The organism is Methylobacterium sp. J-072, from assembly GCF_022829425.1.
Classification (GTDB): domain Bacteria; phylum Pseudomonadota; class Alphaproteobacteria; order Rhizobiales; family Beijerinckiaceae; genus Methylobacterium.
In genome coordinates, this window is sequence record NZ_JAKSYK010000174.1 from 80,122 (window position 1) to 95,956 (window position 15,835).

A 15,835-nucleotide genomic window follows, 5' to 3' on the forward strand; every position below is an offset into this window, starting at 1 on the left:
ATGGGCTGGCTCCAGGTGCTTCGGCGAAACGGACGCTCCGGCTTGGGCTGCAGAAGCGGCAGCTCGGCGGTCGAATTCGCCCTTGTCGCGCCGGTGGTGCTGATGCTGTTTGCCGGCATCACCGCCTTCGGCATCTGCCTGGGCGCGGCCCACAATCTCCGTCAGATCGCCGCCGAGGCAGCCCGCGCCTCCATCGCCGGCGTCACCGATACCGAGCGCGCGACCCTGGCGCAGACCATGGTGACCCGCAGCCTCAGCAGCGGCGCGATGTTCCGTCCGGACAGCATCAAGGTCACGGTTGGCCCCGATCCGAACGATGCGACGCTCTACACCGTGACCGTGACCCTGGATGCCAACACGTTGGGCATCAACGTCTTCTCCAAGCTGATCCCGATGCTGCCCACGGTCTTGCGCAGCAGCATCAGCGTCCGGAAGGGCGGCCTGTGACCGGATGGCGGGCCGCCATTCGGGCGCGGCGCTTCGGCCGGGCCCAGGGCGGCAACGTCGTGATCCTGGTGGCGCTCGGCAGTTCCCTGCTGATGGGCGCCGGCGCCGTCGGGATCGATCTCGGGCAGGTGTTCCAGGCGCGGCGCAAGGCACAGGGCGCGGCCGATATCGCCGCGATGCTGGCGGCCATCGATCCGACCAAGGCGGACACGGTCGCGCGCCGTTCCCTGGTCGATAACGGTTTCGACCCGGCGCGCGCGACGGTTGCAACCGGCGGCTACGATGCCAGCACCCCCAACGTCGTTCCGGGCAGCCGCTTCAACTCTGGCGCGAGCCCTGCCAACGCCGTGCGGGTCGGCCTGTCGACCAATGTACCGGTGACCTTCGGCCGGGCGATCGGCTTGCCGGGCAGCGTGCCGATCCGGGTCACCGGCACCGCCGCCAGTGCGCAATTTGCGGCGTTCACGATCGGCTCGGGCACCGCGGCCCTGAGCGGCGGCATCGCCAACGCCGTTCTCGGCGCGTTGCTCGGAGCAAAGCTGTCGCTGGGCGTCGGCGACTACAACGCGCTGGCCGGCGCAAATGTCGACGGCCTGCGCGTCCTCGACGCTCTGTCGGCGAGCCTCAACCTGCAGGCGGCGAACTACACCGACATCGTCAAGGCGAATGCCAGCGTCGGCCAGTTGCTGATGGCGATGCGGGTCGCCGCGCAGGGCAATTCCGCCGCGGTCTCGGCCCTCTCCGGTATCCTCAACGCGCTGCCGAATGCCGGCAACCTCGTGCCGGTCGGCCAGGTCGATGCGCTGGGCGATGTCGCGGCCCTGGCCCCTGGGCGCGGTCTGGCCGGCCCGTCGCTGAGCCTGATGGACCTCGTGGCTGCCACCGCGTCGCTCGCCAACGGGCAGAACCAAGTGGCGATCGACCTCGGAGCCACCGTGCCGGGGCTGCTCTCCACGCGGCTGACCCTGGCGATCGGCGAGCGCCGCCGCAGCTCCGGCTGGGTCCGGCCCGGCAGCCCGAACGCCACGGTGAAGACCGCCCAAACCCGGCTGCTGATCGAGGCCACGGTCTCGGCCCCGCTCGGCCTCGGGACCGTCTCCATACCGATCTACGCTGAGGTCGCCTCCGCCCAGGCGACGCTCCGCACGCTCACCTGCTCGGGGGCCGGCGGCGGCCGCCAGGCCACCATCGAGGCCCAGACCGGACTCGCGACCCTCGCCATCGCCGCGGTGAACCGCGCCTCGATCAACGGCGGCACGACCAGCCCGGACCTGTCGCAGCCGGCCGTGCTGATCGCGCTGCCGCTGGTGAACATCGGCGGCCGGACGGTGACGAATATTGGCACGAATACCCAGACGCTCACCTTTACGGATGCCGACATCGCCAACCACACCGTGCGCACGGTGTCGTCGGCCAACGTCGCACAGTCGCTGACCGGCAGCCTGCTGGGCAATCTCAGCCTCAACCTGAACGGCTTCGGCCTGACCCCGCTGCTCCAGACCTCCCTCGCGACGACGCTGAGCCTCGCTGCCGCGCCCCTCGATCTGGTGCTCAACGGTGTCCTGCAGAGCCTAGGCCTGCGGATCGGCTACGCGGATGTCGAGATGGACGGCACCCTCTGCAGCCAGGCCGTGCTGGTGCAGTGACTGAGAGCGCTCGCCGCCGACGTGGATACCGGTTCGGCGTCAACGAGCGCGTTCAATCAAGGATTTAGAAGCCGTTCCCGATTGCAACGCGATCGGGAACGGCTCTGGCGATCCGGCTTCGGGCCGGGTCGCTCCACGCCGCGAGACGCTTAGCTTCCGACCGCTCAGTGACCGCGCCGGCCCCCGTTGCCGGCGGGCGTCTTGGCGATGCTCTGCCCGAGGCGCAGCAGCAGCATATCCACGAGGAGTTGCAGCTCCGAATCCGCCACGCCGTCGAGGGCATCGCGGCACTCGAGGGCCCGGTCGATCGCCACCGAGAGCGCGTCCAGGGGCTCGACGCGCGCCGGAGCATCCGCCTCGTCCTCGCGCCGATCGTCGGTCACGTCGATGATCAGGCCGTGCCCGGTCCGCCGGCTCGACGCGCTCGCCGGCACCCGGCCGCGGTCGAGGATCCAGCGGACCTGTCCGGACGGCGACAGCGTGCGGTACTCGGCCACGAACAAGCCGCCGCGCTCGCACACCGCCTGGAAGTGGCGCACCACGGCGGGCCGATCCTCGGGATGGATGCAGGATCGGGCGATCTCCAGGGGGATCGGGCGGCCGGCGAGGCCGGGATCGCCCGCCAGCACCTCCGCGGCGCCGGCATCCAGGATGCAGCGATCGGAGCGGGGCGACCACGACCAGGCACCGATGACGCCGGACGCGTCGAGGGCCGCGGGCAGATCGACCGGCAGGCCGCGCGTGCGCTTGATCGCGTCGACAACCATGGGCGATCTCCGAAACCGGCGTGCCCCTCGCACGCATCTTTCGTCGCTATACAACCCATGATGGAATTAAGAGGTGGTTAACTCAACACCGCAACCTAGCTTCTGTGCAGGTCATTCTACTGACCGAAAGAGACAATTTCGGCCGATCGGAGGGCAGAATTGCCTGTTCTATCTGATCCGCAAACGCGTGCAGGTTGTACTTTCCGGCGAGGCTTCAGCCGATCTGCGTGATGAGGGTAAACGCCCCGAACGCCAGCACTGCCCCGACGACGACGGCGAGCAGGATGAGCGCGGCCCGCGATTCCCGTATTTCCGGCGCCATAGGCCTCCCCGATCGTCCTGCCCGCTTCGGCGGGTCATGGTGCGCGACTTTGAACGCCAAAGTCGCACCGATCGGCTTGCCTGTCGACGGCGGGGCGGGGGATCGGGCGAAACGGCGCGTTGGCCGATACGAAGCGGCTTTTGACCGGTTCCGCAGCGCCGACCTATGGACGATCCGGCACGATGCCCCGGTGTTTCAGGGAGCGACCGATGCGAAGCGATGTCGAGTTCCATTCGGAGGGTCGGACGCTGCGCGGCTGGCGGAGCGAGACCTGGCGGTTCCGTTCTCGGTCTGGAGGCAACAGGCGCGCGTCCTGGCCGCGCTGCCCATGCTGGTCGGAGGCGGCTCGGTGACGGAAGCGGCCCTCACGTTGGGCTACGACAGCCCCAGCGCGTTCGCATCCATGTTCCGGCGCATGATCGGCGCCGCGCCCGCCGCCTACCGGGCCCGCAACGCGGATCCAGCGCCGCCATGATCGCGGATGGCGTCAGGCGTCCATCACGGGCGCCATTCCCGTTGACTTGGCAAAGCCACGCGTCCAAGTTTGTACCGATCGGTACAAACAGCGAGGACACGCCCATGTCGGACCGCCCGCCCTTTCCGCCCTTCACCGCGGAGACCGCTGCCCAAAAAGCCCGGATGGCCGAGGATGCCTGGAACGGGCGCGATCCCGAGCGGGTGTCACTCGCCTACACGCCGGACAGCGTCTGGCGGAACCGCAGCGAGTTCCTGACGGGGCGGGAGGCCATCGTGGCGTTCCTCCAGCGCAAATGGGCGCACGAGCGCGAGTACCGGCTGATCAAGGAGCTGTGGACCTGCGGCGGGGACCGGATCGCGGTGCGCTTCGCCTACGAGTGGCACGATGCGGCCGGGCAATGGTTCCGCTCGTACGGCAACGAGAATTGGGAGTTCGACGCGCACGGGCTGATGCGCCGCCGGATCGCCAGCATCAACGACCTGCCGATCGCCGCCTCCGACCGGAAATTCCATTGGCCGCTCGGCCGGCGCCCCGACGATCATCCCGGCCTGAGCGATCTCGGCCTCTAGCCGCGGTGACGGGGCGGACCGAGACGGTGCCGGCGCTCGCGGAAGTCTTTCGCGAGCACGGCTACGAAGGTGCCAGCTTGGCGCTGATCAGCCGGGCGACCGGCCTGGGCAAGGGCAGCCTGTATCACCTGTTCCCGGGGGGCAAGGCCGAGATGGCGGCCTGCGTGCTCGCCGAGATCGACGCCTGGTTCGAGGCCAACCTGTACCGCCCGCTGCGCGAGGCGGAACGGCCCGAGACGGCCATCTCAGCCATGTTCGAGGCCGTTCAGACCTACTTCCGGTCCGGACGGCGGGTCTGCCTTGTCGGCGTCCTGGCGCTCGGCAGCGGCCGCGACCTGTTCGCCGAGGCGGTGCGGGGCTACTTCGTCCGCTGGGTCGCCGCCCTGGCCGACGCCCTGCGGCGCACGGGGCACGACGCGGCTGCGAGCGCGGCGCTGGCGGAGGAGGTCGTCGCGCAGATCCAGGGGGCGATCGTGCTGGCGCGGGCGCTCGACGAGCCGGCGGTCTTCACCCGCGCGCTGGCCGCGCTGCGGTCACGGATCGCGACCGCAGCGGGCTGAGGCCGCGTCTCAGGCGGCGGTGCGACTCTCGACCATCCGGGCCAGGAAGGCGCTGCCGATCGGGATGACCGAATCGTCGAAATTGTAGCTGGCATTGTGCAGGCCCGGACCGGGGTTCGAGCCGAGCCAGACATAGGCGGCCGGCACTGCCTGGGCCATGTCGGCGAAATCCTCGCTGCCCATCTTCGGGGCCGCGTTCGCCTCGACCTGGTCGGGCCCGAGGAGCTCGGTCGCGACCGCGGTGGCGGCGGCCGCCTGTTCGGGCGCGTTCTCCAGGACGGAGAACTTGTCCTCGATCTGGACCGTGATCTCGGCGCCGTAGGCGGCCGCGAAGCCCGCGGCGAGCTCGCGCATCCGGGTCCCGGCGAGCGCCCGCAGCTCCCGATCGAAGGTGCGGATCGTGCCGGCGAGCTGGGCCGTCTCCGGGATGACGTTGTAGGCGGAGCCGGCCGAGATCCGGGTGATCGACAGCACGATCGACTTCAGCGGGTCGGCGTTGCGCGAGACGATCGACTGCAGCGCCTGGGCGAGCCCGGTGGCGATCACGATCGGGTCGATGCCCCCGTGCGGATGGGCGGCGTGGGCGCCCTTGCCGCGGATGTTGATGTCGAAGAAGTCGGCCGCCGCCATGAGCGCCCCCGGGCGCAGCTTGATCCGCCCGTGACCGCCGCCGGGCTGGTTGTGCAGCCCGTAGATCTCGTCACAGGGGAAGCGCTCGAACAGCCCGTCCTTCAGCATGGCCCGGGCGCCGCCGCGGCCCTCTTCGGCGGGCTGGAACACGAAGACGGCCGTACCGTCGAAGGCGCGGGTCTCGGCGAGGTAGCGCGCGGCGCCCACCAGCATCGTGGTGTGGCCGTCATGGCCGCAGGCGTGCATCTTGCCCGCGTAGGTGGAGCGATAGGGGAGGTTGGTCTCCTCCTCGATCGGCAGGGCGTCCATGTCGGCGCGCAGGCCGATCCGGCGGCCGTTGTCGGTGCGGCCCTTCAGGAGCCCGACCACGCCGGTGCCGCCGACGCCGCGATGCACCTCGCAACCGTACTGCTCCAGAAGGTCGGCGACGATGCCGGCGGTGCGAACCTCCTCGAAGCCGAGCTCCGGATGGGCGTGCAGGTCGCGGCGCAGGGCCGTCAGCTCATCGGCATAGGTCTTGATATGGTCGATCGGGCTCATGTGGTCGGGCTCTCGGGGGACGATGACGTGGACGGCGCCGCATCCTCGCAGACCGCGTCCGCCTCGGTGCGCCGGAACGGCGTGAGCGTGTCGAGGACGTCCACCGCCTCGGCGACGTGGGCGCGCTCCCGCTGCAAGTAATCGGCCACCGCCCTGCGGAAAGCCGGGTCGGCGATGTCGTGGGCGGAGTGCATCAGCACCGGCCGGTAGCCGCGGGCGAGCTTGTGCTCCCCCTGCGCCCCGGCCTCGACCCGCTTCAGGCCGCGACGGATCGCGAAATCGATCGCCTGATAGTAGCAGACCTCGAAATGCAGGAACGGGTGGTCCTCGATGCAGCCCCAGTTTCGCCCGTAGAGTGCCGTGTCGCCGATCAGGTTGATCGCCCCGGCGATGTAGGCGCCGTCCCGGCGGGCCATGATCAGCAGCACCCGGTCGGCCATGCGCTCGGACAGGAGCGAGAAGAACCGGCGGTTGAGGTAGGGGCGCCCCCATTTGCGCGCGCCCGTGTCCATGTAGAAGGCGTAGAACGCGTCCCAATGGGCCTCGGTGATGTCGGCGCCGGTCAGGTGCTCGACCGTGATCCCGGGCGCGAGCGCGTCGCGCCGCTCCTTGCGGATGGTCTTTCTTTTTCGGGACGCGAGGGCATTCAGGAAATCGTCGAAGCTGCCGTAGCCGGCATTCTCCCAGTGGAACTGCTGGTCGGTGCGCTGCAGGAAGCCCGCGGCCCCGGCCCGGTCCCACTCGGCCTCGCGCATGAAGGTGACGTGGATCGAGGACGCCTTGGTCTCGCCCCGCAGCGCCCTCAGGCCGGCCAGGAGGCCAGCGGTAGCCTCGTCCGGATCGGCGCCTGGGGCGATCAGGAAGCGCGGGCCGGTGACCGGCGTGAACGGCACGCTCACCTGAAGCTTCGGGTAATAGGAGCCGCCGACCCGCTCGTAGGCGTCGGCCCAGCCGTGATCGAACACGTACTCGCCCTGGCTATGCGACTTCAGATAGCAGGGCGCCACGCCGAGCAGCGTGCCGTCACGCTCCACGGAGATGTGGAGGGGCAGCCAGCCGGTCTTGCGCGAGACGCAGCCGGAATCTTCCAGCGCCGACAGGAAGGCGTGCGAGACGAACGGGTTGTGGGTCTCGTCGCCCGCCGCCAGGGTCTCGGGGGAGAACGCGCAGGCGTCCCAGGCCGCTGCGCCGATCTCCTTCAAGCCGGTGATCGCCCGCACGGTGAGCGTGGGGGTCTCCGGCGCCGGCCCGGGTGCTTGCTTCATGGGCCCAATCTAGCCGGGGCAGCCGGACGAGCAAGCGGGCGGATGCGCGCGGCTACCATGGCAGGCTTGTCAGATGGGCGGCGGCGTCACACCCTTCGGTCTACCGGAGCGATCGGTGTCGATGAGGGTGAAGAAATCGGCACCGCAGCGGACCGTTCTGCTCGGTTATCCTGCCGGTCATCGCGGCGGATCAGGCCCCGCACACCTCCTCGCTCAGCTGTCAGCAGCTCGAAACAGCAGCCCTGGGCAGAGGCTCCATTTTTACGAACGGGCGTAATGTGAGGCGCCCCGCCGCTTGGTTCATCACGGCCGTTCAACGTCGATCATCAGCGCGCCAGCCCCGGCTGGGGTACGCTGGGCGCCCGGCGCTCGATGGCCTGCAGGGCGGCGGCGATGCGGGCCTCGCCGACTGCGTATTGATGGGAGAGGTTCGCGAGGCTGAGGATGATCCACACGCTCCCCAGCACGCTCGCCACCACCACGCCGAGCAGGACGTAGACCGTCCGGGTGTTGCGCCGCACTTCCATCGACAGGTCGTGGACGAGTTCCCGGTTGCTCTGAGAGAGCGAATCTCTCGAAGCGACCAGCTCGTTGTGCATCTCGCTGATGACGTGGGTGGCGTTGTACAGCAGCAGCAGGTGGACGACGAAGTCGTCGTCCGTGGTGGTGTTGAGAGCGGCTGCGACGCGCACGGCGAGCTGCCGCTCCCAAGGCAGGAGCTCCCGGCCGTGAACCGTCCGGTAGAACCGCTCGAGGTTGTTCACGGACGGAAGGCCTCGCGCCAGGCTGTGTGGAAGTTGCGCCGCAGGCGCCGCGCCTCGACGCGCAGGCGCATCGGCGCGGTGGTGGCCAGCTCCAGCCAAGTCGTGTGCTGGATCCGCAGCGCCTCGATCAGCCGCTCGCCGATCCGCTCGATCTCGGTGGCGCGGAAGTTCGGCTGCGCCCGCAGCTGCCGGACCACGTCGGAGGCTTCCAGGTAGTCGAAGTTGGTCGCCTGGGCGGTGTTCTTGGCCAGGATCGCCCGGTCGGCTTCGAGCAGCAGCGGCCGCAGTTCGCGCAGCACGTCCAGGGCGGTGGGATCGACGGCGCCGGCGGCCACGACCACGCAGAGGCGGATCTTCTCCTCGCGGCAGCTCTCGACGATGATCTCGGTGCTGCGCCGGGTCGTCTCGGTGTCGCCGGCCGGGAAGTCGACCACCACGAAGCGCTCGGCGGCGTCGGACACGCGCTCGATCAGGTCCTGGACCAGGGTCGGGTCGACGCGCCCGGTGGAATCTTCCGCGCGCAGGCGCTGCCGGAAGGAGGACACGCCCGGACGGCGCGGCACGAAGTTCTGGCTGCCCGGCTCGGTCTCGCGCATCAGCGCCGTGTGGAAGTGCCGGTTGGCCGGATCGGTGTCGATCGCCAGGACCGGCCCGACCTCGGCGGCGAGATCGGCGATCTGCAGGGCGATGGTCGTCTTGCCGACGCCGCCCTTGCCGCCGAGGCACAGGATCAGGACCTTCGTGTTCCCCGGCCCGAGGAGATCCTGCTGGATCTCCTGAAGCTCGGTCGGGCTGTACCAGGCCGGAACCTTGAGCTGCGTGGCATCGGTCATCAATGAGTCTCCTTGGCTTGAAGGGCGCAGGGCGGCGTCCACGCGCGCGGTGCTGCGGCGCGCGGGCAGGGTCCTGCAGGGGTGTCAGGGTTCGTGGGGTGGGTCCGCGGGGATCCGGTCCCGCGACGGCGCCCGGGGGCCGACGACGCGGCTGCGCACAAGAGGGCAGGGGCCCCTCAAGCCGCCGATCCGATCGCGCGCCGGGGGTCGACGCCGCCGGCCGCCGCGATCCGAGACCCACCGCGCCGAAGCGGGCCGAGCCCGGACCGACGGGAGGCCAGGGCCGCGTATGGCCGCAGGATGATGCCCCGGCCGGGCCTCACGCCGGGCAGGCCGGAAACCGGAAACGTCGCCCTCTTCACAACTCGCACTCCGTTGCGGGCTCGGTGCCGCGGCGAGACCCGATCTGGTCTTCGTCTCGCCAGCGTCGCGCAGGGCCGAGAGTTCGCCCAGCTGAAGGCGAGAGGCAAGCCTCAGAGCAAAGATGTTGACAGCTTATCCGCTGTTATGATCGCCAAACCGGAGAATCATTCCCATAAAACTTTCGCATTTCAGCCGCATCAATTGCCATAATAAACGGATTTTCGACCAATATGCGTCGCACACGACTTCAAAGAACTCTGATAAACGCCCGTCGAAGACGAATAATCATCGATTCGACTGAGATTGCGATCCGGCCCTCGAGGCGGGGTGCTCTCACCATCGGCGGTCGAGGCGCATTCCGGGCCGATCAGCGGCGTCGCGGGTGGGCGGCGATGAAAATCCGGGCGTGGACCGCACCGGGCGCAACCTGGGACGGCGGCGCGACGTGCACTGTCAGGTTCTTCTCGGATCGCGGCACCCATCCGCGGCCGCCTGCCGAACGCGCGATCAGACGCGGGCCGTCAATCCTGAAGTCAGGCCGCGAATCCGCGGATCAACTGGAATTCGGCCGTTTTCGAGCGAAATCCACAGCGTTAACCTTCCACTCATATTCGTTAATAAACCATTGGCGGAGAGCCTATTAATCTATCTAAATAGGCCGGTAACCACGGTTCGACATGCACCGGCGAGGCTCCGATGCTAGCATTCAAGACTAAGCGCGCTCCCGCCGGATACACCCTCGCCGCGGCCGGGGTCGCAAGCCTCGCGGCCACCGGGGAGGCTCAGGCCCACGTCAAGTGGTTCTGCGCCTACGACGTCGCCGGGCAGCCGCAGGGCCTCGAGCAGGTGCTCTGCACGAATTTCGAGGGGCTGACCGTGCTCGCCCTGGTGTGCCTGATGTTCGGGTGCCTCGCCGAGGGCACGCCGCTCGGCGGCGCCCTGCTCAACGCCCTCGACCGGGTGACCAGCCGGATCCGGACCGACACCGAGCTGCTGGTCCGGGCCACCCTCGGCTTCTTCTTCGTCTCGCTCTGGGATCTGGGCGGCATCATCCTGACTCCGGAACTCAAGACCGACGTCGCCTGGATCCCGTGGTTCCAGCTGGCGCTCGCCGCCTGCCTGATCTGGCGGCGGACCATGCCGCTCACCGGCCTCGGCATCGTCTTCCTGTTCAGCTTCGCCACCGCGCAATACGGCGTGTTCCACCTCGCCGACTATCCGATCTTCCTCGGGGTCGCCGTCTACCTGATCTGCCGCGGCCTCGACCTCGCGCCCTTCGACATCCGCCCCCTCGACCTCGTGCGCTGGACCGCCGCGATCACGCTGATGTGGGCATCGATCGAGAAGTGGGCCTATCCGGAATGGACCGCCCCCCTGCTGGCCGCCAAGCCGCAGATGACGCTCGGCGCCACCCCCGAGCTGTTCATGCAGGCCGCCGGCGTCATCGAGTTCACCCTGGCCTTCGCGCTGCTCTGGACGCCGCTGGTGCGGCGCGTCGCGGCGATCATCCTGGCAGCGATCTTCGTCTCGGCGGTGTTCGAGTTCGGCAAGGTCGACGCGATCGGGCACTCCGGGATCATCGTGGTGCTGCTCGGCATCGCCGCCGACGATGTCCGGATGGCGGTCCGCGCCCGGCACGTGGTGCTGGCACCGGCCTGGTACGGGGCGGCCCTCGCGGTCTTCCTCTTCCTCTACTACGCCGGCCACGCGGCTCTGTTCGGCGGGCTGGGTACGCTACCGGTGATCTGAGGGTCCGTCATCGCGCCGCGATCAGCGGCGCGAACACGTCGGTCAGTCCGGTGATCAGGATCTGGGTCCCGACGCACAGGAGCAGGAAGGCGAACAGGCGCCCGGTCACCCGCGCCCGGGCCGGGCCGATCAGCGCCACCACCCGGTCGGCCGAGGCGTAGATCAGCGACACCGCCAGGGCCACGACGAGCGCCGCGAGGGTGACGCCGATGAAGAAGCCGAACCGATCCGCGTAGGCGGCGGGCCGGTTCGCCCCCAGGGTGATCGCCACCGCGATGGTGCCGGGCCCGGTGGTGAACGGCAGGGTCAGGGGAAAGAACGCGATCTCGGCCAGCGGTCCCGGCGCCGGGTCCCGGCCGGTCTCGATCAGGGTCGTCGAACCGGGATCCTTGGAAACCCGATCCTTCGAGCCCGACGCCTCGGCCTGCTTGCGCGCCTCACGGGCCTCGGGCCGGTTGAGCTGGGTCCAGGCCGAGGACATCACCACCAGCCCGCCCGCGATCCGCAGGGCCGCCAGGGTCACGCCGAAGAAGTTGAGGATCGGCGTGCCGGCCCAGAGAGCGCCGAGCATCACCAGGGCGGCGTAGACCCCGATCTTGCGCGACAGCAGCACCCGCTCGGCATGGCTGTAGGCGCTGGTCACCTGCGCGAAGATGAAGGCCCCGCCGATCGGGTTCACGATCGCGATCAGGCCCGAGAGGGCGAGCAGGAACTGCTGGATGGTGAAATCGATGCTCATCAGGGCTGCCGCCTAGAGCAAGCGGCCTTCGCCGACCAGCCGTCGCGCGCGTCAGCCCGGCGACGGGGCGGGGACCAACACCCGTGCGGGGGCGAGGCGGCGGGCGCGGCGCACCTGCTGGACGGCGATCGGACGGTAGAGCTGCTTCGTCGCGTGGACCACGTGCAGGCCGGCAAACGGCAGGGCGAGGCCGGAGCCGAGCCGCTCCCAGGCGGGGCCGGTGCGCAGCATCAGCCGCGAGCGCACCGGCGGCATGTACAGGGTCTCGGCCCAGCCCTCCGGGGAGAACAGCGTGTCGCGCATCAGCCGGCCGAGCTGCGAGCGGCTGTAGGGCTGGCCGTGCCCGAACGGCGTCGCCTCGCGACGGGCCCAGACGCCGCGCCGGTTGGGCACCACCAGGATCATCCGGCCGCCCGGGGTGAGCGTGCGCCAGACCTCCTGCAGCAGTTCCGTCGGGCTCTCGACCGATTCGAGCGCGTGGACCAGCACGACCCGGTCGATGGCGGCCTCGGGCAGCGGCATCATGGTCGGGTCGGCGAGCGCCGTGCAGGAGCGGCCGGTCCCCGGCCAGTTCACCACCCCCTGCGTCGCCGGCATGAACGCCAGGGTGCGCTCGGCGATGCAGTGGATCGGCCCGAGATACGGCGTCGCGTAGCCGATCCCGAGGACGCGCAGGCCCGAGACCGAGCCCAGGAACCCGTGGAGCGCGCGGGCGACGACGCGGTGCGTCTCGGCCCCCAGGGGGCTGGCATAGAAGGCCCGCAGACCGTTGACGTCGAGACGCATGGAGAAACTGGACACCGAGCCCGGGACGACGATCCTAACTCAATGGTAGGCCGCGATGCCCACGGCAAGCATCACGGGATGTTACGCTGACGGAACTCGGCTTGATCGCCGCCGGTTCACGGCAGCAGATTTCGCGCTTCGCCGCGCCGTGCGAATCTTCGCGCCTCCTGACGAGGGACTCCGATGGCTGCCGAGACCGAGATCCGAACCTTCCTGTGCCGCAGCGACAATATCGGGGTCCTGATCCGCGACCCCGCCACCGGTGCCTGCGCGGCGATCGACGTGCCGGAGGCCGGCCCGGTCCTGAAGGCCCTGGATGAGACCGGCTGGCGGCTGACCGACATCCTCGTCACCCATCGGCACGGCGACCACATCGAGGGCATCCCCGCGGTGAAGCGCGCCACGGGGGCCCGGGTAGTGGCGCCCGCCAAGGCCGGGAATGCGGTCCCGGACCTGGATGTCACGGTCCGCGAGGGCGACACCGTGCAGGTCGGCGGGCTCAAGGCCCAGGTCTGGGAGACCCCGGGCCACTGCGCCGACCACGTCACCTACTGGTTCGCCGAGGCCGGGATCGTCTGCTCCGGCGACACGCTGTTCACCCTCGGCTGCGGCCGTGTGTTGGAGGGCCCGCCCGAGACCCTGTGGCGCTCCCTGCAGCGGTTCGAGGCTCTGCCCGACGCCACGCGGGTGTTCAGCGGCCACGACTACGTCCTGTCCAATGCTCGCTTCGCCCTGGCGGCGGACCCGGAGAACCGCGACCTGATGGCGCGCAAAGCCGAGGCCGAGCGAGCCAAGGCCGAGGGCCGCTTCCTGATTCCATCGACGCTGGGTGCGGAGCGGGCGACCAATCCTTTCCTGCGCGCAAGCCTGCCGACCTTGGCTAAATCAGTCGATTTAGCGCCCGGCACAGATCCGGAAGCGGTGTTTGTTGCGCTGCGCGCGTGGAAGGACCGCTTCTAAGGACGGTGATAACCAAGAAAATTTTGTTGCGTTCTCAAGCCGAACTGACACATACCCTGTGCAAGCGGTACCAATCCGCTAGGTCAACGGGCTCCCGGGGGGAAGCCGTAACGTCAACGCGAAGCGCCGGGACGCTTCCGCCGGTCTGATGGGGGTCCGTCTCGCCCTACCACCTATCCACCTCCCGCCTTCCGCTTCCGTTTCTAAAGCCAGAGTCCGACGGGGCCAAGGAAGAAGCGCTCAGCGTTGCGTCCAAGGTTCCTGGAACCGACGCCACCGAGGCGCTTCGCGACACCGGCGAGGTGGTATCCACCTCGCGTCCCCGCGCGCCGGTTGCGGCCGATGTGCGGTTGCTCGGCATCGCCACCGAGCATCTCTCCCGTCTCGGCCCGAAGCGCGTGACCGTTGTCGCCGTCGCGGCGGAAGCCGGCATGACGCACGCCAACGTCTACCGCTACTTTCCGTCGAAGGACGCGCTCCTCGACGCGGTGGCGGGCCGCTGGCTGCGCGAGGTCGAAGCCCGGCTCGCCGGCATCGCCGACGCGCCGGATCCGGCCGACGACAAGATCGAGCGGCTGCTCACCGCCCTCGCGACGGTCCAGCGCGACGCCCTGTTCGACGAGCCGAACCTGTTCGCGGTCCATCTCGACGCCACGGTCTCGGCCCGGCCAATCGCCCGGCGGCACCGGGTCCGCCTGCGCAGCCTGGTCGAGCGCGTGGTCGAGGAGGGCATCACCTCGGGCATCTTCTCCGCCCGGGACCGGGAACGGGCGATCGCCTACATCTTCGACGCGAGCTATCGCTTCACGCATCCGCTGGCGATCCAGCACGATGCGGAGGTGCCGCGTGACCTGATCGAAGCCCGCTTCGGGGCCGTCATCCACGCGATCCAGAGAGTCCTGCGGTCAGGAATCCTCTAGGGCCGGAACGGTCCCTTCAAGAAGTCGGCAACACATCGAACGGCCCGGATATCGCATCCGGGCCGTTTGCGTTTCAGGGCTCACCAGGGCGGCGCGATTCAGCCCTGCAGGCAGCCACTAGATTCGCGAAATGACAGGCTCTCGGATCTGTCATCTGAGCTTTGCCGCACCGCCGACGCACGGTGCACTGCACCTAAAACCTTCGCCTCATTGGCATTTCAGTGCCCGGGCCTGCGACATCCGAGCGCTCCCGCGGCCCGAGCGCCCGCGTCTGCAACCGCCCATCGGGTTGAAGCGACGAGGCTTTTCGGCCACACAGCCGCGCAGATTCTTGAGCGGCGAATCCCGCGTCGGAGCCGACAATCCAACGGTCCCGGCACCTCGCCGATCCCACCGAAGACGACACGCAGCGGAGGTTGATCCGACATGGCTCGCAACAAGATCGCGCTCATCGGTGCCGGCCAGATCGGCGGCACTCTGGCCCTCCTGGCCGGCCTGAAGGATCTCGGCGACGTGGTGTTGTTCGACATCGTCGACGGCGTGCCTCAGGGCAAGGCGCTCGACATCGCCGAGGCCGCCCCGGTCGAAGGGTTCGACGCGACCTACGCGGGTGCGAGTGATTATTCCGCCATCAAGGGCGCCGACGTGGTGATCGTCACCGCCGGCGTGCCGCGCAAGCCCGGCATGAGCCGCGACGACCTGATCGGCATCAACCTCAAGGTCATGCAGGCGGTCGGCGAGGGCATCAAGAGCTACGCCCCGGACGCCTTCGTGATCTGTATCACCAACCCGCTCGACGCCATGGTCTGGGCGCTGCAGAAGTTCTCGGGGCTGCCCACCAACAAGATCGTCGGCATGGCCGGCGTGCTCGACTCGGCCCGCTTCCGCCATTTCCTCGCGGAAGAATTCAAGGTCTCGGTCGAGGACGTCACCGCCTTCGTGCTCGGCGGCCACGGCGACGACATGGTCCCGCTGACCCGCTACTCGACGGTGGCGGGCGTGCCGCTCACCGATCTGGTCAAGCTCGGCTGGACCACCCAGGAGAAGCTCGACGCCATGGTCGATCGCACCCGGAAGGGCGGCGGCGAGATCGTCAACCTGCTCAAGACCGGCTCGGCCTTCTACGCGCCGGCCGCCTCCGCCATCGCCATGGCCGAGAGCTACCTGCGCGACAAGAAGCGGGTCCTGCCCTGCGCCGCCTATCTCGACGGCCAGTACGGCGTGAAGGGCATGTTCATCGGCGTGCCGATCGTCATCGGCGCCGGCGGCGTCGAGCGCGTCCTCGAAGTCACGTTCGACCCGGCCGAGAAGGCGATGTTCGAGAAGTCCGTCGCCTCGGTGACCGGCCTGATCGAGGCCTGCAAGGGCGTCGACAGCAACCTCGCCTGAACAACGGGCGTCACGCGGCGCCGACGCTGCGAATCGGGGACCGTGGCACGGTCCCCGCGCAGGCCGGACGAACGCTTCCCGCCATTGGCTACTCGCTCCTCATCAAGA

At 69.1% G+C, this 15,835-nt stretch carries 16 protein-coding genes; 9 read left to right on the plus strand and 7 right to left on the minus strand.

Annotated elements, in window-relative coordinates:
• Positions 1-42: 42 nt before the first annotated feature.
• Both MKK67_RS20305 and MKK67_RS20310 read left to right on the plus strand, forming a co-directional pair.
• Entirely contained in the window at positions 43-447 is a 405-nt protein-coding gene (locus MKK67_RS20305) for a TadE family protein (protein WP_243968772.1), read from the plus strand.
• Positions 444-2,093, plus strand: a complete 1,650-nt coding sequence (locus MKK67_RS20310) for a TadG family pilus assembly protein (protein WP_243968774.1) — start codon at positions 444-446, stop codon at positions 2,091-2,093. Before MKK67_RS20305 ends, MKK67_RS20310 begins: the two co-directional genes overlap by 4 nt.
• 164 nt (positions 2,094-2,257) lie before the next feature.
• Here the strand turns inward: MKK67_RS20310 and MKK67_RS20315 are convergent, their stop codons facing one another.
• Positions 2,258-2,860 (minus strand): PAS domain-containing protein, encoded by a 603-nt coding sequence (locus tag MKK67_RS20315; RefSeq protein ID WP_243968776.1) that lies wholly within the window; start codon positions 2,858-2,860, stop codon positions 2,258-2,260.
• A 284-nt stretch (positions 2,861-3,144) separates the two neighbouring features.
• On the opposite strand from MKK67_RS20315, the gene MKK67_RS20320 reads away from it, so the two are divergent.
• From MKK67_RS20320 to MKK67_RS20330, 3 genes are all read left to right on the plus strand, one after another.
• Complete coding sequence (locus MKK67_RS20320; protein WP_243968779.1) at positions 3,145-3,657, plus strand: helix-turn-helix domain-containing protein; 513 nt, start codon at positions 3,145-3,147, stop codon at positions 3,655-3,657.
• Between the two features lie 104 nt (positions 3,658-3,761).
• Positions 3,762-4,229 (plus strand): DUF1348 family protein, encoded by a 468-nt coding sequence (locus MKK67_RS20325; protein WP_243968782.1) that lies wholly within the window; start codon positions 3,762-3,764, stop codon positions 4,227-4,229.
• A gap of 5 nt (positions 4,230-4,234) precedes the next feature.
• The gene (locus MKK67_RS20330) at positions 4,235-4,789 is read left to right on the plus strand and encodes a TetR/AcrR family transcriptional regulator (RefSeq protein ID WP_243968784.1); all 555 of its coding nucleotides are present in this window, start codon (positions 4,235-4,237) and stop codon (positions 4,787-4,789) included.
• Positions 4,790-4,798: 9 nt separating this feature from the next.
• Here the strand turns inward: MKK67_RS20330 and MKK67_RS20335 are convergent, their stop codons facing one another.
• From MKK67_RS20335 to MKK67_RS20350, 4 genes are all read right to left on the minus strand, one after another.
• The gene (locus MKK67_RS20335; protein WP_243968787.1) at positions 4,799-5,959 is read right to left on the minus strand and encodes a M20 aminoacylase family protein; all 1,161 of its coding nucleotides are present in this window, start codon (positions 5,957-5,959) and stop codon (positions 4,799-4,801) included.
• Positions 5,956-7,224, minus strand: coding sequence for a GNAT family N-acetyltransferase (locus MKK67_RS20340; RefSeq protein ID WP_243968788.1), 1,269 nt, complete (start codon positions 7,222-7,224; stop codon positions 5,956-5,958). Before MKK67_RS20340 ends, MKK67_RS20335 begins: the two co-directional genes overlap by 4 nt.
• Positions 7,225-7,550: 326 nt before the next feature.
• Complete coding sequence (locus MKK67_RS20345) at positions 7,551-7,988, minus strand: hypothetical protein (RefSeq protein WP_243968790.1); 438 nt, start codon at positions 7,986-7,988, stop codon at positions 7,551-7,553.
• Positions 7,985-8,821: an ArsA-related P-loop ATPase gene (locus tag MKK67_RS20350; RefSeq protein WP_243968792.1), complete on the minus strand. Its 837-nt coding sequence runs from the start codon at positions 8,819-8,821 to the stop codon at positions 7,985-7,987. Before MKK67_RS20350 ends, MKK67_RS20345 begins: the two co-directional genes overlap by 4 nt.
• 1,059 nt (positions 8,822-9,880) lie before the next feature.
• Here MKK67_RS20350 and MKK67_RS20355 point away from each other — a divergent pair.
• Complete coding sequence (locus tag MKK67_RS20355) at positions 9,881-10,933, plus strand: hypothetical protein (protein ID WP_243968794.1); 1,053 nt, start codon at positions 9,881-9,883, stop codon at positions 10,931-10,933.
• Positions 10,934-10,940: 7 nt separating this feature from the next.
• Here MKK67_RS20355 and MKK67_RS20360 read toward each other — a convergent pair whose 3' ends face one another.
• Both MKK67_RS20360 and MKK67_RS20365 read right to left on the minus strand, forming a co-directional pair.
• Entirely contained in the window at positions 10,941-11,672 is a 732-nt protein-coding gene (locus MKK67_RS20360) for a MarC family protein (RefSeq protein WP_243968796.1), read from the minus strand.
• Positions 11,673-11,723: 51 nt separating this feature from the next.
• Positions 11,724-12,458, minus strand: coding sequence for a methyltransferase domain-containing protein (locus tag MKK67_RS20365; RefSeq protein WP_243968798.1), 735 nt, complete (start codon positions 12,456-12,458; stop codon positions 11,724-11,726).
• Positions 12,459-12,641: 183 nt separating this feature from the next.
• Between MKK67_RS20365 and gloB the strand changes: the two genes are divergently transcribed.
• The 3 genes from gloB to mdh all read left to right on the plus strand — a co-directional run bounded on the left by gloB (position 12,642) and on the right by mdh (position 15,727).
• Entirely contained in the window at positions 12,642-13,418 is a 777-nt protein-coding gene (gene gloB, locus MKK67_RS20370; protein WP_243968800.1) for a hydroxyacylglutathione hydrolase, read from the plus strand.
• Between the two features lie 302 nt (positions 13,419-13,720).
• Positions 13,721-14,338 carry a TetR family transcriptional regulator gene (locus MKK67_RS20375; RefSeq protein ID WP_313899031.1) on the plus strand — a complete coding sequence of 206 codons (618 nt, stop codon included), beginning with the start codon at positions 13,721-13,723 and terminating at the stop codon, positions 14,336-14,338.
• Positions 14,339-14,764: 426 nt separating this feature from the next.
• Complete coding sequence (gene mdh / locus MKK67_RS20380; protein ID WP_243968802.1) at positions 14,765-15,727, plus strand: malate dehydrogenase; 963 nt, start codon at positions 14,765-14,767, stop codon at positions 15,725-15,727.
• Positions 15,728-15,835: the final 108 nt, after the last annotated feature.